The organism is Pseudarthrobacter sulfonivorans (assembly GCF_014712225.1).
In the GTDB taxonomy this organism is placed as follows: Bacteria; Actinomycetota; Actinomycetes; order Actinomycetales; family Micrococcaceae; genus Arthrobacter; species Arthrobacter sulfonivorans.
On record NZ_JACXBW010000007.1, the window covers coordinates 91,544 to 111,816 of the forward strand.

The following is a 20,273-nucleotide window of genomic DNA, read 5'->3' on the forward strand; positions in this document are numbered from 1 at the left end:
GCTTTTACCGTTTACAACTGAAGATTGAGCTTGCGCAGGTTGTCGCCGAGCAGCCCGCCCAATGTCTTGCGGCCGGCGGCGTTCATATGGACGGCGTCCGCCAGGTTCTTCGCGAGGCTGTACTTGGTCAGCCAATCACCCACGCCAACAAACGGTATGCCGTGCCTGGCTGCCAGGGTCCCCAGCAGTGCATCCACCTGCGCCCTGCGTCCGCCCCCATAATTTGTTCCGCGGGCCAGCGTTCCGATCATCGCGACCCGGGTGCCCGGGTAGCGGTCCTTGAGGGCGCCGATCAGACGGTCGGCGTTGGCCACGATCTGCGCGTCCGTAGCGCCCTGGGCCGCATCGTTGCCGCCCCCTTGGATGACGATCAGGGCAGGGTCGCCGGAGGGGAGCTTCCAGTCGCCCCGCTCCAGGGCATCGATGTAGTTGCCTGTTTTTCCGTTGGCCGCCACAAAGCCAGTTCCGCCCAGACCGCAGAAATGTACCTTGTAGCCAACGGCGGCCAAGCCAAGGCGCGGCCAGCCGTCGGCGGGTTCGGACTGTGAGTCGCCGATGAGGAGGGCGGTGTGCCTCATGTCCGGGACCACCACTTCGTCGCGGCCGCTTTTAGGATTACGGACAACCGAACCGGGAGGGAGGCTTTCCGGATCAGCCCCGCGGGGAATGTAGCCCCCGGCAGCACCACCCGCGGCTCCCGGTCCGGCCACAGCGGGCGCACCCGCGGCGGCCGCGGGCGCCTGTGTGGCGGACGAAGCAGGGGGTGCAGTTGGCTGCCCGCAGCTGCAGAGGAGGACGCCGGCAGCGATTCCCGATGCGACTAAGCGGTACAGAGCCGAGGCTTTTCGCATCAGTGGTTCTCCGGGCTTGAAGTATCACAGTAATAATGGAGCATCAAGTCACGAAAATCCAGTGACTTTACCCACGGTCCAGCAGCGCAGGGGAAGTATCTGCCGAGCCCGCCGGTCGACGGACCTTGGTCGATTTTTAGGCGCCTTAGGCCGCAGCGTTTAGAATAATGGAAGGCGCCCTGTGTTAATGGGCCAATCCGTCGTGGACTCCGGTTGGAAATGCGGCGATACTCTACAGCTGACCCACTGAATCGAGCAATAACGCATGTCTGAAACCACCACCAACACTGCGGTAGCCACTGCATCGCGCAGTGACCTGCGCAACGTCGCGATCGTGGCCCACGTTGACCACGGCAAGACCACCCTGGTCGACGCCATGCTCAAGCAGACCAACTCCTTTGCCGAACACAACCACCTCGAAGACCGCGTGATGGACTCCGGTGACCTGGAGCGCGAAAAGGGCATCACCATTCTGGCCAAGAACACCACGGTGGCCTACAACGGACCGTCCTCCAATGGTGAAACCATCACCATCAACGTGATCGACACCCCCGGCCACGCCGACTTCGGTGGCGAGGTGGAGCGCGGCCTGTCCATGGTTGACGGTGTTGTCCTCCTCGTTGACGCCTCCGAGGGCCCGCTGCCCCAGACCCGCTTTGTGCTGCGTAAGGCCCTGGCTGCGCACCTGCCGGTCATCCTCCTCGTCAACAAAACGGACCGCCCCGACTCGCGCATCGAGGAAGTTGTCCACGAGTCCATGGACCTCCTCCTGGGCCTCGCCTCGGACCTCGCCGACGAAGTTCCGGACCTGGACCTGGACAAGATCCTTGAAGTTCCGGTTGTCTACGCAGCCGCTAAGGTAGGCCGTGCCTCCCTGGTGCAGCCGGCAGACGGCTCCGCGCCGGACAATGAGGACCTTGAGCCGCTGTTCAAGACCATCATCGAGCACATCCCGGCGCCGACGTACAACCCGAACGGCGTACTCCAGGCACACGTCACCAACCTGGACGCCTCGCCGTTCCTGGGCCGTCTTGCACTGCTGCGCATCTACAACGGCACCCTGCGCAAGGGGCAGACCGTCGCCTGGGCCCGCGCCAACGGCGAGCTCAAGAACGTCAAGATCACCGAACTGCTAGCCACCAAGGCACTGGACCGCGTTCCAGCCGATTCTGCGGGACCGGGCGAAATCGTTGCTGTCGCCGGCATCGAGGAAATCACCATTGGTGAGACCCTCACCGACGTCGACAACCCGCAGCCGTTGCCGCTGATCACGGTTGACCCGCCGGCAATCTCCATGACCATCGGTATCAACACATCCCCGATCGCCGGTAAGGTCAAGGGCCACAAGGTCACCGCACGCCAGGTCAAGGATCGTCTTGACAAGGAACTGATCGGTAACGTTTCTTTGAACGTTCTCCCCACCGAGCGTCCCGACGCTTGGGAAGTTCAGGGCCGTGGCGAATTGGCTCTGTCCATCTTGGTTGAGCAGATGCGCCGTGAAGGCTTCGAGCTGACCGTGGGCAAGCCGCAGGTTGTCACCAAGACCATCGACGGCAAGCTCCACGAGCCGATGGAACACATGACCATCGACGTGCCGGAAGAGTACCTCGGCGCCGTCACGCAGCTGATGGCCGCCCGCAAGGGCCGCATGGTCAACATGGCCAACCACGGTACCGGCTGGTGCCGCATGGAGTTCATCGTTCCGGCCCGTGGCCTGATCGGTTTCCGCACGCGCTTTTTGACCGACACCCGCGGTGCCGGTATCGCTTCCTCGCTGGCCGAGGGCTACGAGCCGTGGGCCGGCCCCATCGAGTACCGCACCAACGGTTCGATCGTGGCTGACCGCTCAGGTGTTGTCACCCCGTTCGCGATAATCAAGCTCCAGGAACGTATGAGCTTCTTCGTTCAGCCCACCTCTGAGGTTTACGAGGGCATGATCGTTGGCGAGAACTCCCGCGCTGATGACATGGACGTAAACATCACTCGTGAGAAGCAGCTCACCAACATGCGTGCAGCTTCCTCGGACACCTTCGAGAACATGACGCCGCCGAAGGTTTTGACCCTCGAAGAGTCTCTTGAGTTCGCCCGCGAAGACGAGTGTGTCGAAGTGACGCCCGAGTCCATCCGCATCCGCAAGCTCATCCTGGACGCCAGCGAGCGCGCCAAGGCCACCCGCGCCCGCGCCAAGTCCTAATCGAACTAGCACGTCACTGAAGCTGCCGGTACGGCAGGCGGGACTCCCGCCGTCGTACCGGCAGTTTCTGTTTAAGACCGGTTCCCTTTGCGGTGGAAGTCCCGTGGTTCAGCCGCGGACGCGGCCAGCGCGCCGCGCGGGCGCCGGCGGGACTTCCTTTGCGGCGACCACGAGGTCCAGGGGGATCACGACGTCGGCCTGCCGCGTCCGGACGGTGCAGTCGCCGTCGTCCGCGGCGACCAGGTGGCCCAGCGCGTCGGTCAGGCCGCCATCGATTCGGTAGCGGACCACAACCCTGGTGCCGGGCGTGGCAGCGGCCAGAAATTCTTGGGGCGTAGGCTGGGTGGGACTCACCAGTTCATACTAGGTGGCCGGCTAGGTTCGCGGGAAAGGGCTGGGAGATAATAGGCTCGGAAGTCAACAGTCCGGATCATTGCGCCGGATTCAAGTACCGGCGGTGGTCGGAAACAACGTGGAGAGGCAAGGGACGTGACGTACGTAATCGCGCAGCCGTGTGTAGATGTCAAGGACAAGGCATGTATTGAGGAGTGCCCGGTCGACTGCATCTACGAGGGTGAGCGTTCGCTGTACATCCATCCCGATGAGTGCGTCGACTGTGGTGCCTGCGAGCCTGTTTGCCCGGTCGAGGCCATCTACTACGAGGATGACACTCCGGAGGAATGGGCCGACTACTACAAGGCCAACGTCGAATTCTTCGACGACCTGGGCTCACCCGGCGGTGCCGCCAAGATCGGCAACACGGGCAAGGACCACCCGATGATTGCTGCCCTGCCGCCGCAGAACCAAGACGCCTGAGCCGGACGCCCCGGTGACCTCAGCGGTGAACACTTTTGGCCTGAGCCTGCCCGATTACCCGTGGGAGGCCATGGCTCCGTACCTGGACAAGGCATCCGAACATCCTGGCGGGGCGGTCAACCTCTCCATCGGCACCCCCGTGGACCCCACGCCGGCACTGATCCAGGAGGCCCTCAAAGCCGCTGCTGACGCCCCTGGGTACCCCACGGTGCACGGCACGGCCGGGCTGCGCGAAGCGATCGCGGCGTGGTTCGACCGCCGCCGCGGTGTTGCGGAACTCGACCCGAAAAACGTCATGCCCACCGTTGGATCCAAGGAGCTGGTGGCGTGGCTGCCTCTTCTGCTCGGGCTGAAGCCGGGGGACGTCGTCGTCCGCCCCAAGGTGGCTTACCCCACCTATGACATCGGTGCCACTCTGGCCGGAGTCACTTCGGTGGCGACGGACCGCCTGGACGACCTCGAGGACGCCACCCGCGCCAGGGTGCGTCTCATCTGGGTCAACTCGCCGGGGAATCCCACCGGGAGCGTGCGGGACGTCGAGTCACTGAAAGCACTGGTGGCGCAGGCGCGCGAACTCGGCGCCGTGGTGGCCTCGGACGAATGCTACGCGGAGCTCGGCTGGGGCTCCTGGGACGCCCAGCGCGGCGGCGAGCAGGTTCCCAGCGTCCTGGATCCCCGCGTTGCCGGCGGCTCCCATGAGGGTCTCCTGGCGGTCTATTCGCTCAGCAAGCAGTCCAATGTGGCGGGGTACCGGGCAGCGTTCGTGGCAGGCGACCCGGCCATCATGGCCAACCTTGTCAACAGCCGCAAGCATGCAGGAATGATCGTGCCGTACCCCGTCCAGGAAGCCATGCGGGTTGCGCTGGGCGACGACACCCATGTCCTGGCCCAGAAAGACCTCTACCGCGGCCGGCGTGAACGCCTGGTGCCGGCGCTGCAGCGGTTTGGGCTGGAAATCAAGGATTCGGATGCCGGGCTTTACCTCTGGTGCACTGCCGGGGAGGGCACCTGGGACACCGTGGCCCGGCTGGCAGACCGGGGCATCGTGGTGGGTCCGGGCGTCTTTTACGGCGAAACCGGCAACGGCTACGTGCGTGTCGCACTGACTGGCACCGACGAACGGATCGACGCGGCAGTGGCCCGGTTGACCACCGCGCCGTAACAATCATGTGACTCGTACCACAAACGTGGCGTTCTGGGGGGACTTCGAAGGGCACCGATTAGTGACACCAGCCCATCGAGCGGTACTTTTTAAGCGACTATCAATGGTGGCTTTCTACAAGAAGGCAGCCCGGGTGTTGGAATCCTGGAGGAACAGGAACAGTGCACGGCTCACCGGATGTTGGATCAAGCTTTCGACAGAGGCCCAAGGCGCCTCATGAAGGGGACTCCATGACTGAGACCAACAGCGCAACCCTGCACCATGCAGGAGGCGAGCTCAAGCTCCCGCGCATCCAGGTTGTTGAAGGAAACGAAGGCTACGACGTTTCCAAGCTGCTCAAGCAGACGGGCGCAGTCACCTTTGACCCCGGCTTCATGAACACCGCAGCAACCACGTCCGCCATCACCTACATCGACGGCGATGCGGGCATCCTGCGTTACCGCGGGTACCCCATCGAGCAGCTGGCGCAGCACTCCAGCTTCCTCGAGGTTTCGTACCTCCTGATCTACGGCAACCTGCCGACTCCCACGGAACTGGAAGCCTTCGACCAGCGCATCCGTCACCACACGCTGCTGCACGAAGAGCTCAAGGGCTTCTTCAGCGGATTCCCGCGCGACGCCCACCCGATGCCCGTGCTCTCTTCGGCTGTTTCGGCGCTGTCCACGTTCTACCAGGACTCGTTGGATCCGTTCAATGCCGAGCAGGTTGAGGTCTCCACCTACCGGCTGCTGGCCAAGATGCCAGTCATCGCCGCCTACGCCCTGAAGAAGAGCATCGGCCAGCCCATGCTCTACCCGGACAACTCCCACAACCTCGTGGAGAACTTCCTCCGCCTGAGTTTCGGCCTTCCGGCCGAACAGTACGAAGTGGACCCGGTCATCGCCAAGGCGCTGGACCTCCTCCTCATCCTGCACGCCGACCACGAGCAGAACTGTTCGACGTCCACGGTGCGCCTGGTGGGCTCCTCCAACGCCAACCTCTTCGCATCGGTTTCAGCCGGTATCAATGCCCTGTTCGGTCCCGCCCACGGCGGCGCCAACGAGGCCGTGCTGAAGATGCTCCGCCAGATCCAGGCCGACGGCACCAAGCCCGAGGACTACATGGAGAAGGTCAAGAACAAGGAAGACGGCGTCCGGCTCATGGGCTTCGGACACCGCGTCTACAAGAACTACGATCCGCGGGCCAGGATCGTTAAGGACACGGCACACGAGATCCTCACCAAGCTCGGCGGCAACGACGAACTGCTGGAGATCGCCCTCCGCCTGGAAGAGAAGGCGCTGAGTGATGACTACTTCATCCAGCGCAAGCTCTACCCGAACGTGGACTTCTACACAGGCCTGATCTACAAGGCCATGGGCTTCCCGGAGAAGATGTTCACCGTGCTGTTCGCCATCGGCCGCCTGCCGGGCTGGATCGCCCAGTGGCGTGAAATGATCAGCGACCCGAACACCAAGATCGGCCGCCCGCGCCAGCTGTACATCGGCGAGCCGGAGCGCGACTACCCGGTCCGCTGACCACGCCACGCTCTTTGAACTGATTACGACGGCGGCCGGTTACCTTCTTCGCGAAGGTAACCGGCCGCCGTCGTTCTCTCATCGATTGATCCCCACCGGCACCCTCGCCTCGCAAGCTCGGCCAGGGAACCCTGCCGGCGTGGGCCCTGCGCCGTTATGGAGCTCCCAACGGGCCGTTACGGAGCAATCGATGCTAGGAGTCGTAGCCCTGCGGGTTGTTCTTCTGCCAGCGCCAGTGGTCCTCGCACATCTCATCCACTGTTTTGGTGGTGGACCAGCTGAGGTCGGCCAGGGCCGAGGTGGCGTCTGCCCAGAACGCCGGAAGGTCACCCGCCCGGCGCCCGGTGATCTCGTACGGAATGGGCTGGCCCACGGCCTTCTCGAAGGACCGGAGGACCTCGAGTACCGAGGAGCCCTTGCCTGAGCCAAGGTTCCAGCGGAACACGCCTTCGCGGTCGGCGACGTGGTTGAGGGCAGCCACGTGGCCTTCGGCGAGGTCCACCACATGGATGTAATCCCGAAGGCACGTGCCGTCAGGGGTGTCGTAGTCGCCGCCGAAGACCATCAGCTTCTCGCGGCGGCCCACAGCCACCTGGGCGATGAACGGCACCAGGTTGTTGGGGATGCCCTGGGGATCCTCGCCGATGCGGCCGGAAGGGTGGGCGCCCACCGGGTTGAAGTAGCGCAGCAGGGCGATGTGCCAGCGGCTGTCCGCGGCACCCAGGTCGGCGAGGATGTCCTCGATCTGCTCCTTGGTCCGGCCGTAAGGGTTGTTGGCGCCGATCTCCATCTTTTCCACGTACGGGATGGGGTTGTGCTCACCATAGACGGTGGCGGAGGAGCTGAAGACGATGGAGCGGACGTCATGGCGGTCCATGACCCGGATCAGGTTCAGGGTGCCAACGAGGTTGTTGTAGTAGTACTTGAGCGGTTCGCGGACGGACTCGCCCACGGCCTTCAGGCCGGCGAAGTGGATGACGGCCTCGATCCCGTTGCCAGCGAAGACGCTGTCCACCGCTGCCTCGTCCACCAGGTCGACGTTGTGGAAGTCCGCGGTCTTGCCGCTGAGCTCAGCCACACGCCGCAGCGATTCCTCGCTGGAGTTCACCAGGTTGTCGATCACCACCACATCATGACCGGCTTCCTGCAATGACAAAACAGTGTGCGAGCCGATGTACCCGGTGCCACCTGTGACCAGAATTTTCATGCCCCCACGCTATCCCAATTTCTGCCGAGGGACGGATTCCAGCACGGGTGTGCTAAATAATGAGGATGCCCAAAATTGTTGATGCCGAAGCCCGGCGCGCGGAAATTGTCGAAGCGGTGTTCAGGATTATCGCCGTGGACGGCCTGGAGCGGGTGTCCCTGCGCGAGGTGGCCGGCGAAGCAGGGCTGGCCGTGGGTTCCGTCCGGCACTACTTCGCCGGCAGCAACGAACTGCTCCGGTTTTCGTTCGCCACCGTCGTGGACAGGATCCTGGTGAGGCTCACGGCAGCCCTGCCGGCGGTCGCAGCCAGTGAACCGGGGTCGGGCGGGCGCCATGAGGCGGTATTAACCCTGCTGGGTGAATTCCTGCCGCTGGACGAGGAGCGGGCAGTGGACGCCTGCGTCTGGATGGCTTTCAAGAATGCCGCCAGGCTCCGGCCCTACCTCGCCGCAGAAGGCGACCGCAGCCACCGGGAGGTGGCCGCCGTCGTCGGGCAGGTGATCACTGCCCTGGTGAGCGACGACGGCGACGGGCACCACTCGTTGACAGTCGAGGCGGAGAGGCTGCTGGCGACCCTCGACGGGCTCTGCATGCATGCTCTCCTCCAGCCTGCATGGATGACTGCACAGATGTGCCATGACGTCCTTGACCGGCACGTGAGGAGCCTTGCCGGCTGACATTACCGTCCGCTGGCATCGGGAATAGACTGGGAGCCGGGGAATCGGAGCTTGCGGGATGCCGGTAAAGGCGGGCCAGAGGAGGAATTGGGATGCATGAAACAGGTGGTTCCGGTTGGCAGATCACGACGGACACGTCCGGACCCCTGATGATCGCGCTGTTTGTCCGTGATGCGGCAGGCCTGGACGGCGCGGGCCATCCGGCCGTCTCGCACGCCGCGCCGAAAGTCCGCCATGCCGACCATCGACATCTCACCGCCGACGTGGGCGGTGTGAGCGCGCTCAAAACCGAGTGGGAGGCCTGGTGGGAGCAGCTTCTCAAGGCCCATCCGCAGACTGCGCCGGAACTCTCGCCGCCGGACTTTGCCGCGTTCGGCAACTCCCCGGCGCTCCAGCGTCTCCTGCAGGCGCATTTCGGGGCAGCCCTCACGTGGGCGCGGGAACGCCGCAGCGAATACGCCCGGTTGGAGGCGGAGCGGGTAGCCAGCGGTTCGGACCAGCTCCTGGGCGACATGGTGGATGACCGGCTGATGGAGGTGGGCAGGGAGGCGCGGGACTTCACGCTGACCATCATCGAATTGCCGCTGAACGAACAGCGCGCCTGGTACTTGGAGCCGGACAAGATCATCATGAGCCACAATCTCATGTCACAGCCGGAACTCTTCCGCAGCTACGTCCAGCCGGTTGTGGAAATCCTCGCCTGAGGACGTCCCCGGGCAACAGGTGTGGCCGGAAACGGCTCGGTGGAAACGGCGGTTGCCGAAAATGGCCCGGCGGTACGGCGTCCTTACAGGGTAGCCAGAAGTCCGGCCGTCTCTTCCAAGGCGCCGGGAACCAGCGAGTAGTAGGCCCACGTGCCACGCTTTTCGCGGTGCAGCAGCCCGGCCTCAACCAGAATCTTCAGGTGATGGGAGACGGTGGGCTGGCCCAGGTCCAGCGGCCCGGTCAGATCGCACACACAGGATTCCCCGGCAGCCTCGGCCTTGACGATGGAGAGCAGGCGGAGCCGGTTCGGATCTGCCAGGGCTTTGAAGACCAGGGCTTTCTGCTTCGCTTCCTCGGCGCCCAGGGCAGGCGATCCTGCCGGGGCGCAGCAAGAGTCTTCCGTCGCGGACTCAAGGACAGGGAGCAGGTTCATGTACCCATTATGCCCGAATATTGACCACCATCAATATATGATCTGCGCTTCGACGCAGGCCCCCGATGCGTCTACCGGGCAACCATCACGGGCGAGGTGTCAGGGGTTGGCCTTTGCTGCGGAGTGCGGAACGACGACGTCGTCCGCGCTGCGGGAAGCAGCCGGGAACAGGGCGGCGAGAAGGCCCAGGCCCACTGCGGCGCCGACGAGCTGCGCGAGGACGAAGCCGGGCACTGAGGCGGGTGCGATGCCGGCGAAGGTGTCACTGAACATACGGCCGGCTGTCACCGCGGGGTTGGCGAACGACGTCGAGGATGTGAACCAGTACGCGGCGCCGATGTAGGCGCCCACAGCGGGAGCTGCGAGAGCGCCCCGCTTGGTGGCAGCCAGGGCGAAGATCAGCAGGACGAGCCCTGCGGTGGCGACGACCTCGCCGAGGAGATGCCCGGTGGTGGCCCGCTCCTTGACCGAGATGGAGGTGCCCACCTCGAACATGGCGTTCGCGATGACGCTGCCGCTGATTGCACCTACTGTCTGTGCGATGACGTAGGTGCCGAGCTCCGGCAGGCTCAGCCCGGTTCCGCTGCGACGGCCCAGGACCCAGTCCCCGAGGGACACCACCGGATTGAAGTGTGCGCCGCTGACGGGACCGAGCACGAGGATCAGCACCGTCAAGCCGAGCACTGTGGCGGTGCTGTTCTGGAGCAGCTGCAGACCGACGTCGGTGGGGGAGAGCTGCTGGGCCGCGATCCCGGAACCGACGACGATCATCACGAGCAGACAGGTGCCGAGCAGCTCGGCGACGGCACGGCGCCACAACGGTGGTTGTTGAGAAGTCATACCAACAGCTTGACCGAAGGAATTAACTCAGTCAAAATTGAACCAATGAAGACTGGCCCAGTTGAAGACTTTCAGGCGCGGGTAGCCAAGCACGCGGCCCTCGCTGATCCTGCGCGCCTGCGCATCGTGGACCTGCTCACCCTGGGTGACATCTCCCCGACGGAACTGCAGGCCGAGCTCGGCATGCCCTCGAACTTGCTGTCCCATCACCTGCGCACGCTCGAAGGCGCGGGCCTGGCCACCCGCCACCGCTCGGAGGCGGACAAGCGCCGCAGCTACATCCGGCTCGCCGCGGGCGCGCTGGAAGGCCTGGCGCCCGGCCGTGAACAGGCAGCCCGCCGCGTCCTCTTCGTCTGCACCCGCAACAGCGCCAGGTCGCAACTGGCCACTGCGCTCTGGCAGCAGGTGAGCGAAATTCCCGCGACGTCTGCGGGAACCCACCCCGCGGACCGCATCGCCCCGGGCGCCATTCTTGTTGCGGACCGCCACGGCGTGGCTCTGTCGGACCTGCCGCCGCGCCGGCTGGATGAGGTGGCTCACGCTGAAGACTTCGTCGTGACGGTGTGCGACAACGCCCACGAGGAACTACCCATCCTCAAGGGCATTCACTGGTCCGTTCCCGACCCGCTCCGGCTGAACACTGAAGCTGCCTTCGAAAGCACCTATTCGGATATCGCCCTCCGCGTCAGTGACCTCGCACCCCGACTGCATGCGGCCTAACAATCCTCGTGCGCCAATATTGACAAGCATCGATGTATCGTTCCATACTTCATGCATCGACAAGCGTCGATGTACCTACCGGGAGAAACCACGTGAGCACCGAGACCGCCAAGAAGCCCTCCGTTCTGTTCGTCTGCGTCCACAACGCCGGCCGCTCGCAGATGGCAGCAGCCTTCCTCACCACCCTGGCCAAGGGCAACATCGAGGTCCGCTCCGCCGGCTCCCAGCCCGCGGATAAGGTCAATCCGGCCGCCGTTGAGGCCATGGCCGAGCTCGGCATTGACATGTCTGCCGAAATTCCCAAGGTCCTCACCACGGAGGCCGTGAAGGAATCCGACGTGGTGATCACCATGGGCTGCGGCGATGAATGCCCCTACTTCCCGGGCAAGCGCTACGAGGACTGGGTCCTGGAGGACCCGGCCGGCCAGGGCGTTGACGCCGTCCGCCCGATCCGCGACGAGATCAAGACCCGCATCGAAGGACTCATCGAGTCCCTCATCCCGGCCGCCAAGTAACCCGTCCACCACGTATTCGCGCACATTTTCGACCTTCAGGAGACACCTTCGTGAGCACCAAGGAAGCCAGCACCGAACAGCTGATCATCATCGGCTCCGGCCCCGCCGGCTACACCGCAGCCATCTACGCCGCCCGCGCCGGACTCAGCCCGCTCGTCCTGGCCGGATCGGTCACGGCAGGAGGCGCCCTGATGAACACCACTGAAGTGGAGAACTTCCCGGGCTTTCCTGGCGGCGTTCAAGGACCAGAGTTGATGGACGGGCTGCAGGAACAGGCCGAAAAATTCGGCGCCCGCATAGTGTTCGACGACGTCACAGAAGTCACGCTGACAGGCCATCTGAAGCGCGTGGTCACCGGAGCCGGCGAGACCCACGAGTCACCCGCGGTTATCCTCGCCACGGGCTCCGCCTACAAGGAACTTGGTCTGCCCGAGGAAAAGAAGTTCAGCGGCCACGGCGTGTCCTGGTGCGCCACCTGCGACGGGTTCTTCTTCCGCGAACAGGACATCATCGTCGTCGGCGGCGGGGACTCAGCCATGGAGGAGGCAACTTTCCTGACCCGATTCGGGAAGTCCGTGACCGTCGTCGTGCGCAAGGGCGAACTGCGGGCCTCCCGCATCATGGCCCAGAGGGCCAAGGACAACCCGAAGATCAGCTTCGCCTGGAACTCCGCCGTCACCGCCATTCACGGCGACGGCAAGGTAGCCGGCGTCACGCTGACAGACACCCGCACCGGGGAAACCCGCGAGCAGGCAGCAACCGGCATCTTCGTCGCCATCGGACACGAGCCGCGCACAGAGCTCGTCGCCGGGCAGGTTGACCTGGATGACGAGGGCTACATCAAGGTGGACTCGCCCACCACGGTCACCAACCTCACCGGCGTCTTCGCGTGCGGCGACGCAGTGGACCACCGCTACCGCCAGGCGATCACGGCCGCCGGCACCGGCTGCGCCGCCGCCCTTGACGCCGAACGCTACCTGGCCGCGCTGGACGATGCGGACAGCATCGCCACCGCGCTGGTCGAGGAACCCATCCACGGCTGAGCCCCACCAGGGGAGGAGGTGAGCTGAATGAACACCGGATGCTGCGGCGATGGCTGCTGCGACGACGATCTGGACTGCTGCTGACACCCCGCCCCAACTAGGTAGCAGCAGGTGTCGTTATGAGCCCTCAAAACGACATCTACTGCTACCTAGTTGGGTCCACGCACCATCACCAACGGATGAAACCGAAGACGGCAGCAAGAACGGCGGAAAATCTCAGCTCGCCGCGGGCCTGATGAAGCAACTGGCCGGCAGGGAGCTCACCGGGAACTAGCCGGCGCCACGGTGATCCTGACCTGGCCGTCCGGGGCGTCCGATACCTCCCAGCCGGTCTGGTCCTTGCGGAGCCAGCTGTGGCCGGCAACATCCACCTGTGTCACGGCCAGGTCCTTGGCGTTGGCCACGGCCCACTGCGCCACGGACCATGCCTCGCTGCTGCTGGCTTCAACAACCAGCGACTCGCCCTCGACCGCGGTCCCCAGCGCTCCATAGGCCCGGGCCAGCTCCGATTCCACCGTTTCCGGCTGGCCCGCCTCCTGCGGTGCGCGCAGCGTGCACTGAATGGCTTCCGGAGTCTGGCCGGACAAAGCAGAGGCAAAGGACCGGCCCATCACCTCGTGCTGGGCGTAGGCGGTGGGAAAGGCCGAGCGCTGGACGCGTTGGGCGGCGTCGGTGATCTCCAAGGACTCATAGCCGGGTATTTTGACCAGGGCGTCGTAAAAGGCGTTGGCGGCAAAGTACGGATCCATGATCTGTTCCTGGGTGCCCCACCCCTGCGACGGGCGCTGCTGGAACAGTCCTCGGGAGTCAGGGCCGGCCAGGTCGCCGTGGTCAATGTTGCGCAATTTCGATTCCTGCATTGCAGTTGCCAGGGCGATGCTGGCTGCCCGTGCCGGCAGCCCCCTATGAACGGCCACTGCGGTGATCAGCGAGGCATTAGCCGTCTGGTCGATTGCGAGTTCCGCTGACTGTGTACCGACATCGGCCGTGCAGCGTTCCGTAACCAGTGCCTCGGAACGCTGCACGAAGGCCACCACGGTATAGATACCGCCGGCTAAGAGTGCCAGGGCGAGCAGGAGCACTGTGGCACGCCGGAAGCCACGTCCCCTTGCTACCACCGAGTCAGTTGGCGTGGAGGGCGTCGTTCAGTTCGACCGTCTGCCCCTTGCGCGGCAGGGCTTCGACGGCGCCCGTGGTGGAGTTGCGGCGGAAGAGCAGGTTGGGGACGCCGGAAAGCTCTGCTGCCTTGACGATCCTGGTGGTGTCCTCGCCCACTTCATCCTTGGGCCCGGGAACACGCACGCGCGTACCGGCGGTCACGTAGAGGCCGGCTTCGACCACGGAGTCATCGCCAATGCTGATGCCGACGCCGGAGTTGGCACCCAGCAGGACACGGTCACCGATGACGATCCGTTCCTTGCCACCCCCGGAGAGGGTGCCCATGATGGAGGCGCCGCCGCCGACGTCGCTGCCGTCGCCCGTGACGACGCCGGCCGAGATGCGGCCTTCCACCATGGAAGCGCCCAACGTGCCGGCGTTGAAGTTCACGAAGCCTTCATGCATCACGGTGGTGCCTTCAGCGAGGTGGGCACCGAGGCGGACGCGGTCGGCGTCGGCGATCCGGACACCGGAGGGCACGACGTAGTCCACCATGCGGGGGAACTTGTCGATTCCGTAGACGGTGACAGCGCCGCGGCGGCGAAGCTTGGCCCGGGTCAGTTCGAAGCCTTCCACCGCAGCGGGGCCGAAGTTGGTCCAGACAACGTTCGGGAGCTTGCCGAAGATGCCGTCCAGGTTGATGGTGTTGGGCCGCACCAGCCGGTGGGAGAGCAGGTGCAGGCGAAGGTAGGCGTCGGCGGTGTCGGCCGGTGCTTCATCGAGGTTGATCTGGACGAAGACCACCTTCTGTTCGGTGCCGCGGTCCGCGTCGGCGCCGTCCTCGGCGAGCTGGACCAAGGTGGTATCCGCGTTCTCCACGGCACGCAGGCTGCCGGCCGCGATGCCCAGGGCCGGTGCCGGGAACCACACGTCCAGCACAGTGCCCTCGCCGGTGCCGGTGGCGGGGGTGATGGTGGCCAACCCGAAGCCGTACGCGGAGCGGTCGTCGGAGGTTGCGTTCTGGTCTTTGGGCGCGGCGGAGGTAGCGGTCTCAGTCATGCCCCCAGTCTAGCGAGAGGCGGGCATGCGGTTCGAACTAGACTGGCAACGTGACTGCCGAGACCGCTCCTGAACCGACCACCGTACCCTTGGACCTCCGCCAGGACGTCGCGGTGCTGACCGCCGCCCTGATGGACATCAACAGTGTGTCCGGGAACGAGACGGACCTGGCTGACGCCGTCGACGTGGCCCTACGCGCCATTCCGCAGCTCCGCGTGGTCCGCGACGGGGACTCGATTATTGCCCGCACCGAACTGGGACGGCCGGAACGCATCATCCTTGCCGGGCACCTGGACACCGTGCCGTTGCCCACAACCGAAGGCGCACGCGGCACGGTCCCGTCGACGTGGGACTCCGGCATTCCGGGGGAGGGCGTCCTCTACGGGCGCGGAGCCACCGACATGAAAGGCGGAGTTGCGGTGCAGCTCGCGCTGGCGGCCACAATGTTCGACGGCGGGGCGTCGCCCAAGCGGGACGTCACTTTTGTGTTCTACGACCACGAGGAAGTGGAAGCCGTGAAGAGCGGCCTGGGCCGCCTGGTCCGCAACCACGGTGACCTCCTGGACGGCGACTTCGCCATCCTCCTCGAACCGACCCACGGCACGGTGGAAGGTGGCTGCAACGGCACCAGCCGCTTCGAAGCCACCACGGTGGGGGAGGCGGCACATTCCGCGCGGGCCTGGATGGGCAGCAACGCCATCCACGCCGCAGCGCCGATCCTTGCCAGGCTGGCCGCATACGAACCGCAGACCATCAACGTGGACGGCCTCGACTACCGCGAAAGCCTCAACGCCGTGAAGATTAACGGCGGCACCGCGGGAAACGTCATTCCGGACCGGTGCGTGGTGGAAATCAACTACCGCTTCGCGCCGGACAAATCCCCCGACCAGGCTGAGGCCGTAGTCCGCGGACTGCTCGCAGGGTTCGACGTGGTGCGTACAGACGCTGCCGCCGGCGCCCGGCCGGGACTGAACCACCCTGCCGCCGCGTCCTTTGTGTCCGCGGTCGGAGCCGAACCCAAACCGAAATACGGTTGGACCGACGTCGCGCGTTTCAGCGAACTGGGCATCCCGGCGGTGAACTTCGGTCCCGGCGATCCGCTGCTGGCGCACAAGGACGAGGAGCACGTCGACGCCGACGCCATCCGCGAATGCCTCCGGGCGCTGCGGAGCTGGCTCTCAAACTAGGCATTGCGGCAAGCAAAGGGCGCGGATCCTGAAGATCCGCGCCCTTGATGTCAGTGCTCCAGCCCCTAGACTTCGGCCGGGACCGCCGCCGCCGGAATGACGGCAGCACCGGGTTTGCGCGAGAGGCGCTTCTCGAGCCATTTGGCCAGTGCCGCCAGTATCAAGCACATGCCGACGTACAGCACGGCGGCGACAATTGCGGCCGGGATGATCGGTGAACCGTATTGGCTCTGGCTGCCGAAGAACTTCGCCTGGAACAGGATCTCGTTGTAAGTAACGATGAAGCCCAAGGCGGTGTCCTTGAGGATGACCACAAGCTGGGAGATGATGACCGGCAGCATGGCCCGGACGGCCTGGGGGAGCAGGATGCTGGTCATGACAGCACTCTTCGGGAGCCCGATCGCGTAACCAGCCTCGCTTTGGCCGCGCGGCAGCGACTCGATGCCGGCACGGAAGACCTCCGCCAGGACCGACCCGTTGTAAAGCACCAGACCGGCCACCACTGCGGTGAACGGCGTAATTCCCTGAACTCCAACCGTGGGAAGCCCGTAATAGAAAATCATCATCAGAATCAGCAGCGGCACGGCACGGAACAGTTCCGTAAATCCGTAGCACGGCAGGCTGATCCATTTGCGGTCCGACAGCCGGCCGAAAGCCAGCAGGATTCCCAGGACAAGGCTGAGGACGGCCGCGGTGGCGAACGCGGAAAGGGTAGCACCCACGGATTGCGCAATTGTCTGCTGCACCAGTGGAAAGGTAAACAGCTGCCATTTTTTGGCGTCGAATTGACCGCTTTCAGCGAAGCGCAGGATTACAAAGCCGATTATCAGTAGGATCACCAGCGCCGTGAGGACACCGAGCAGCCGGTAGCGTGTTCGGGCTTTCGGGCCGGGGGCGTCGAAGAGAATGGAACTCATCGGGTGACCTTCCACTTCTGTTCAAGTTTTCGCTGAAGCACCGAAAGCATGAATACGAGGATGATAAAGACCAAGGCAACCCACAGGAGCCCGGTGAGCGCAGGCTCTCCGCGCTCGGAAAGATTCGCCCTGATTGCGCCGGCCTCAAAAACGGAAAAACCTGCGGCGACTGTGGTGTTCTTGAGCAGCGCGATGAAGACACTGAACATCGGAGGAATCACTGCCCGAAACGCCTGCGGCAGGATCACGAGGGTCAGGGTCTGGGTGAAAGGAAGTCCTATGGCGCGGGCCGCCTCGGCCTGCCCTACCGGAACAGTATTGATCCCGGAGCGGACGGCTTCCGCCACGTAGGTGGCGGTGTAGAGGCTCAAGCCGATGATGGCCGCCGTCGTGAAGTCGATAGGCACAAGTCCGAGCTTGGGGTAGCCCAGGGCAAAGAAGAAGAGGACCAGGGTCAGCGGGGTGTTACGCACAATGTTGACGTACGACGTCGCCGCTGCCCGCATGGCTGGAACGGGCGACACGCGAAGGCTGGCCACGATGGTGCCGAGAATCAGGGCAAAGATTGCCGAGAAGAAAAACAGTATGAGCGTATTCCGAAACCCTGTGACGAAGAGATCGGAATTATTCAGCAGCGTATTCACAGAATCGTCGCTTTCAGCAGGTGCCGTGGGGCGGCACTATGGCCGCCCCACAACGTTGGTTAGTAGTTATCTACTGCGGGCTGCTGGACTTTGGTGCCCGACTGGCCAAGGGTCTTGTCGTAGATCTTCTGCCATACCGAACCGCCGTCGGTGAGCGTCTTATTGATGAACTGGCGCAGGGCCGTGTCGTCCTTCTTCAGTCCCACTCCGTACTTTTCAGTGGTGAACGGTTCGCCTACTACCTTCAGGCTGTCAGGCTCCTGGGCGGCGTAGCCGATCAAGATGGCCTGGTCAGTGGTGACGGCGTCAACCTGGCCGCTCTTCAGAGCTTCGACGCACTGTGAGTAAGTGTCAAACTCAGTGGTCTTGGTGTCGGGGAAGTTCGCCTTGATGTTCTGGATCGGAGTGGACCCCGTTGCAGAGCAGACATTCTTGCCCGAGAGATCCTTCTCTGTCGTTATCGTTGAGTTGTCCTTCTTGACCAGGAGACCCTGCCCTGTCACGAAGTACGGCCCGGCGAAGTCGATCTGCTGCTTGCGCTTGTCCGTGATGGAGTAGGTGCCGACGTAGTAATCGATGTCACCGTTGGTGATGGCGGACTCGCGGCTGGCCGACGGAATCGGCTTGAACTCGATCTTGTCCTTGCTGAGGCCGAGTGAGGCGGCGATCCACTGAGCGATTTCAATGTCGAACCCGGTGTATTCGCCGGTCGCCGCGTCCTTGAAGCCCAGGCCGGGCTGGTCCTGCTTGACGCCGATGCGTACCTTGCCGCCGGCCTTGATCGCGTCAAACGTTGGGCTGCCGGACACTGACACGTTTTCGGCGACCTTGTAGGGGGCTTCGTCCGTGCTTGAAGTTGAAGTGCCGCCGCCGCCGGTTCCGCCACAGGCGCTGAGACTGAGCGCCAAAGCCGCAGTTGCTGCCAGCAGCATCGGCTTCTTCCGTAGTGAGAATGTCTTCATCAGGTACCTTTCATTGGTGGCCGCCGCTGGGCGGCCGGGTGCGGGTGTGAAGCTCTCAGTGGGTGAGGAGCTTGGACAGGAAGTCCTTTGCCCGGTTGCTTTGGGGATTGGTGAAAAACTCCTCGGGCTTTGCGTCCTCCACGATTTGGCCGTCCGCCATGAAGACCACGCGGTCCGCTGCCTTCCGGGCGAAGCCCATTTCGTGCGTGACCACAACCATGGTCATGCCTTCCTTGGCCAGCTGGACCATAACGTCCAAGACTTCATTGATCATCTCGGGGTCAAGGGCGGAGGTGGGATCGTCGAAGAGCATCACCTTGGGCTTCATGGCCAGCGCGCGGGCAATGGCCACACGCTGTTGCTGGCCGCCGGAGAGCTGTGCTGGCAGTTTTCGGGCCTGCGCGCCCACACCGACACGTTCCAGCAGAGCCATGGCTTCCTTTTCCGCCTGCGCTTTAGGCGTGCCCCTGACCTTGATCAGGCCAAGGGTGACGTTCTCAAGGATTGTCTTGTGGGCAAACAGATTAAAGGACTGAAACACCATGCCGACGTCGGCGCGCAACCGGGCGAGCTCCTTGCCTTCCTCCGGCAGGACCTTGCCATCAATGCTGATGGTGCCGCCTTCAATGGTTTCCAGGCGGTTGATGGCACGGCACAGCGTGGACTTGCCCGAGCCTGAGGGCCCGATGACAACAACCACTTCGCCCTTCTTGACCTGAAGATTGATGTCCTTCAGAACGTGCAGCTGACCATAATGCTTATTCACACCGTTCAGGGAGACGAGCGCGTCGCCGGGCACATGAGTAGTCATAAGAAGAATCTAGCGAACAAAGACCGCTTATGACGGGAATCACGCCATGTTCCCGCGGAATCGTGATTCAAGAGATACCTGCCACTGGCGCGCGGCTCCGGGGCATTAGCCTAGGGGGATGAGCATCAACGCAGATCCGGCAAAATCCACTCAGCCGCGCCGTAAGGGTCCCCTCGAACTACGCCGCAAACAGGCAGCCGTGGAAATGTCCGATCAGCATCTGCTCGATACCACGGGCGCCGGGCAGTTCGTCCATTCTGATCCGTGGCGGGTCCTGCGGATCCAAAGCGAATTCGTGGAGGGGTTTGGGGCACTCGCCGACCTGGGGCCGGCCGTCAGTGTGTTCGGTTCCGCGCGCACCAAACCGGGGAGCCCGTTCTACGAAATGGGCATGGCCGTGGGCCGGCACCTGGCGGCGGCCGGTGTGGCGGTCATTACAGGTGGCGGACCGGGGTCCATGGAGGCTGCGAACCGGGGCACGGTGGAAGGCAACGGCGTCTCCGTTGGCCTGGGCATCGAGCTGCCTTTCGAGCAGGGCCTGAACCAGTGGGTGGACCTCGGCATCAACTTCCGCTACTTCTTCGCGCGGAAGACGATGTTCGTCAAATACGCCCAAGGCTTCATTGTCCTGCCCGGCGGACTGGGGACCCTGGATGAACTTTTTGAGGCGATGGTCCTGGTCCAAACCCGGAAAGTGACGTCCTTCCCGATCGTGCTCCTGGGCGTGGACTTCTGGGGGCCCATGATCGAATGGATCCGCGGCACGCTGGTGGCCGAAGGCATGGTCTCCGAAAAGGACCTGGACCTGATCCAGGTAGTGGACGATCCCGCCGAAGCGGTGGACCTGGTGCTGCATGGCACGGTCCGGGCTCCCTCCACTAACGGGGAGCAGCGGCCCGAATAGTCCGCCCTCCAAAT

Annotated in this window: 22 protein-coding genes; 11 read left to right on the plus strand and 11 right to left on the minus strand. The window is 64.0% G+C overall.

The annotated features are described in order from the left end of the window. Window positions 1-11: 11 nt before the first annotated feature. Window positions 12-578 carry an SGNH/GDSL hydrolase family protein gene (locus tag IAQ70_RS10650; RefSeq protein WP_317983628.1) on the minus strand — a complete coding sequence of 189 codons (567 nt, stop codon included), beginning with the start codon at window positions 576-578 and terminating at the stop codon, window positions 12-14. A 538-nt stretch (window positions 579-1,116) separates the two neighbouring features. Between IAQ70_RS10650 and typA the strand changes: the two genes are divergently transcribed. Continuing rightward, a complete protein-coding gene (gene typA / locus IAQ70_RS10655; RefSeq protein ID WP_190989299.1) occupies window positions 1,117-3,045 on the plus strand; it encodes a translational GTPase TypA in 1,929 nt (642 codons plus the stop codon). Window positions 3,046-3,153: 108 nt separating this feature from the next. Here typA and IAQ70_RS10660 read toward each other — a convergent pair whose 3' ends face one another. Continuing rightward, window positions 3,154-3,399: a putative acetyltransferase gene (locus tag IAQ70_RS10660; RefSeq protein WP_317983629.1), complete on the minus strand. Its 246-nt coding sequence runs from the start codon at window positions 3,397-3,399 to the stop codon at window positions 3,154-3,156. 135 nt (window positions 3,400-3,534) lie between these two features. Here IAQ70_RS10660 and fdxA point away from each other — a divergent pair, with 135 nt between their 5' ends. From fdxA to IAQ70_RS10675, 3 genes are all read left to right on the plus strand, one after another. Further along, window positions 3,535-3,861, plus strand: a complete 327-nt coding sequence (gene fdxA / locus IAQ70_RS10665) for a ferredoxin (RefSeq protein WP_190989300.1) — start codon at window positions 3,535-3,537, stop codon at window positions 3,859-3,861. A gap of 13 nt (window positions 3,862-3,874) precedes the next feature. Continuing rightward, the gene (gene dapC / locus IAQ70_RS10670) at window positions 3,875-5,023 is read left to right on the plus strand and encodes a succinyldiaminopimelate transaminase (protein ID WP_190989301.1); all 1,149 of its coding nucleotides are present in this window, start codon (window positions 3,875-3,877) and stop codon (window positions 5,021-5,023) included. 230 nt (window positions 5,024-5,253) lie between these two features. Next, window positions 5,254-6,537: a citrate synthase gene (locus IAQ70_RS10675; protein ID WP_190989302.1), complete on the plus strand. Its 1,284-nt coding sequence runs from the start codon at window positions 5,254-5,256 to the stop codon at window positions 6,535-6,537. A gap of 193 nt (window positions 6,538-6,730) precedes the next feature. Here IAQ70_RS10675 and galE read toward each other — a convergent pair whose 3' ends face one another. Next, entirely contained in the window at window positions 6,731-7,744 is a 1,014-nt protein-coding gene (gene galE, locus IAQ70_RS10680; RefSeq protein ID WP_190989303.1) for a UDP-glucose 4-epimerase GalE, read from the minus strand. Window positions 7,745-7,809: 65 nt separating this feature from the next. Between galE and IAQ70_RS10685 the strand changes: the two genes are divergently transcribed. Together IAQ70_RS10685 and IAQ70_RS10690 are read left to right on the plus strand one after the other, a co-directional pair. Next, on the plus strand, window positions 7,810-8,421 hold the full coding sequence (locus tag IAQ70_RS10685) for a TetR/AcrR family transcriptional regulator (RefSeq protein WP_190989304.1): 612 nt from the start codon (window positions 7,810-7,812) through the stop codon (window positions 8,419-8,421). A 92-nt stretch (window positions 8,422-8,513) separates the two neighbouring features. Continuing rightward, window positions 8,514-9,125, plus strand: coding sequence for a hypothetical protein (locus tag IAQ70_RS10690; RefSeq protein ID WP_190989305.1), 612 nt, complete (start codon window positions 8,514-8,516; stop codon window positions 9,123-9,125). Window positions 9,126-9,208: 83 nt separating this feature from the next. Here the strand turns inward: IAQ70_RS10690 and IAQ70_RS10695 are convergent, their stop codons facing one another. Further along, window positions 9,209-9,559, minus strand: coding sequence for an ArsR/SmtB family transcription factor (locus IAQ70_RS10695; RefSeq protein ID WP_190989306.1), 351 nt, complete (start codon window positions 9,557-9,559; stop codon window positions 9,209-9,211). A gap of 99 nt (window positions 9,560-9,658) precedes the next feature. Next, entirely contained in the window at window positions 9,659-10,399 is a 741-nt protein-coding gene (locus IAQ70_RS10700) for an aquaporin (RefSeq protein WP_190989307.1), read from the minus strand. A 45-nt stretch (window positions 10,400-10,444) separates the two neighbouring features. Between IAQ70_RS10700 and IAQ70_RS10705 the strand changes: the two genes are divergently transcribed. The 3 genes from IAQ70_RS10705 to trxB all read left to right on the plus strand — a co-directional run bounded on the left by IAQ70_RS10705 (window position 10,445) and on the right by trxB (window position 12,677). Continuing rightward, entirely contained in the window at window positions 10,445-11,119 is a 675-nt protein-coding gene (locus IAQ70_RS10705) for an arsenate reductase/protein-tyrosine-phosphatase family protein (RefSeq protein WP_190989308.1), read from the plus strand. Between the two features lie 92 nt (window positions 11,120-11,211). Beyond that, entirely contained in the window at window positions 11,212-11,634 is a 423-nt protein-coding gene (locus IAQ70_RS10710; RefSeq protein ID WP_190989309.1) for an arsenate reductase ArsC, read from the plus strand. A 50-nt stretch (window positions 11,635-11,684) separates the two neighbouring features. Beyond that, entirely contained in the window at window positions 11,685-12,677 is a 993-nt protein-coding gene (gene trxB, locus IAQ70_RS10715; RefSeq protein ID WP_190989310.1) for a thioredoxin-disulfide reductase, read from the plus strand. Window positions 12,678-12,937: 260 nt separating this feature from the next. Here the strand turns inward: trxB and IAQ70_RS10720 are convergent, their stop codons facing one another. Both IAQ70_RS10720 and dapD read right to left on the minus strand, forming a co-directional pair. Continuing rightward, window positions 12,938-13,795 carry a hypothetical protein gene (locus tag IAQ70_RS10720; protein WP_190989311.1) on the minus strand — a complete coding sequence of 286 codons (858 nt, stop codon included), beginning with the start codon at window positions 13,793-13,795 and terminating at the stop codon, window positions 12,938-12,940. A gap of 4 nt (window positions 13,796-13,799) precedes the next feature. Next, entirely contained in the window at window positions 13,800-14,834 is a 1,035-nt protein-coding gene (gene dapD / locus IAQ70_RS10725) for a 2,3,4,5-tetrahydropyridine-2,6-dicarboxylate N-succinyltransferase (protein WP_190989312.1), read from the minus strand. A 50-nt stretch (window positions 14,835-14,884) separates the two neighbouring features. On the opposite strand from dapD, the gene dapE reads away from it, so the two are divergent. Further along, window positions 14,885-16,021 carry a succinyl-diaminopimelate desuccinylase gene (gene dapE / locus IAQ70_RS10730; protein ID WP_190989313.1) on the plus strand — a complete coding sequence of 379 codons (1,137 nt, stop codon included), beginning with the start codon at window positions 14,885-14,887 and terminating at the stop codon, window positions 16,019-16,021. A 65-nt stretch (window positions 16,022-16,086) separates the two neighbouring features. Here dapE and IAQ70_RS10735 read toward each other — a convergent pair whose 3' ends face one another. The 4 genes from IAQ70_RS10735 to IAQ70_RS10750 are packed head-to-tail and all read right to left on the minus strand — an operon-like array spanning window position 16,087 to window position 19,355. Then, on the minus strand, window positions 16,087-16,938 hold the full coding sequence (locus tag IAQ70_RS10735; RefSeq protein WP_190989314.1) for an amino acid ABC transporter permease: 852 nt from the start codon (window positions 16,936-16,938) through the stop codon (window positions 16,087-16,089). Next, the gene (locus IAQ70_RS10740) at window positions 16,935-17,582 is read right to left on the minus strand and encodes an amino acid ABC transporter permease (protein ID WP_190989315.1); all 648 of its coding nucleotides are present in this window, start codon (window positions 17,580-17,582) and stop codon (window positions 16,935-16,937) included. The genes IAQ70_RS10735 and IAQ70_RS10740 overlap by 4 nt, the downstream gene beginning before the upstream one ends. A 59-nt stretch (window positions 17,583-17,641) precedes the next feature. Further along, entirely contained in the window at window positions 17,642-18,544 is a 903-nt protein-coding gene (locus IAQ70_RS10745; RefSeq protein WP_190989316.1) for a glutamate ABC transporter substrate-binding protein, read from the minus strand. Window positions 18,545-18,599: 55 nt separating this feature from the next. Next, the gene (locus IAQ70_RS10750; RefSeq protein WP_190989317.1) at window positions 18,600-19,355 is read right to left on the minus strand and encodes an amino acid ABC transporter ATP-binding protein; all 756 of its coding nucleotides are present in this window, start codon (window positions 19,353-19,355) and stop codon (window positions 18,600-18,602) included. A gap of 118 nt (window positions 19,356-19,473) precedes the next feature. Here IAQ70_RS10750 and IAQ70_RS10755 point away from each other — a divergent pair, with 118 nt between their 5' ends. Next, the gene (locus IAQ70_RS10755) at window positions 19,474-20,259 is read left to right on the plus strand and encodes an LOG family protein (protein ID WP_190989318.1); all 786 of its coding nucleotides are present in this window, start codon (window positions 19,474-19,476) and stop codon (window positions 20,257-20,259) included. Window positions 20,260-20,273: the final 14 nt, after the last annotated feature.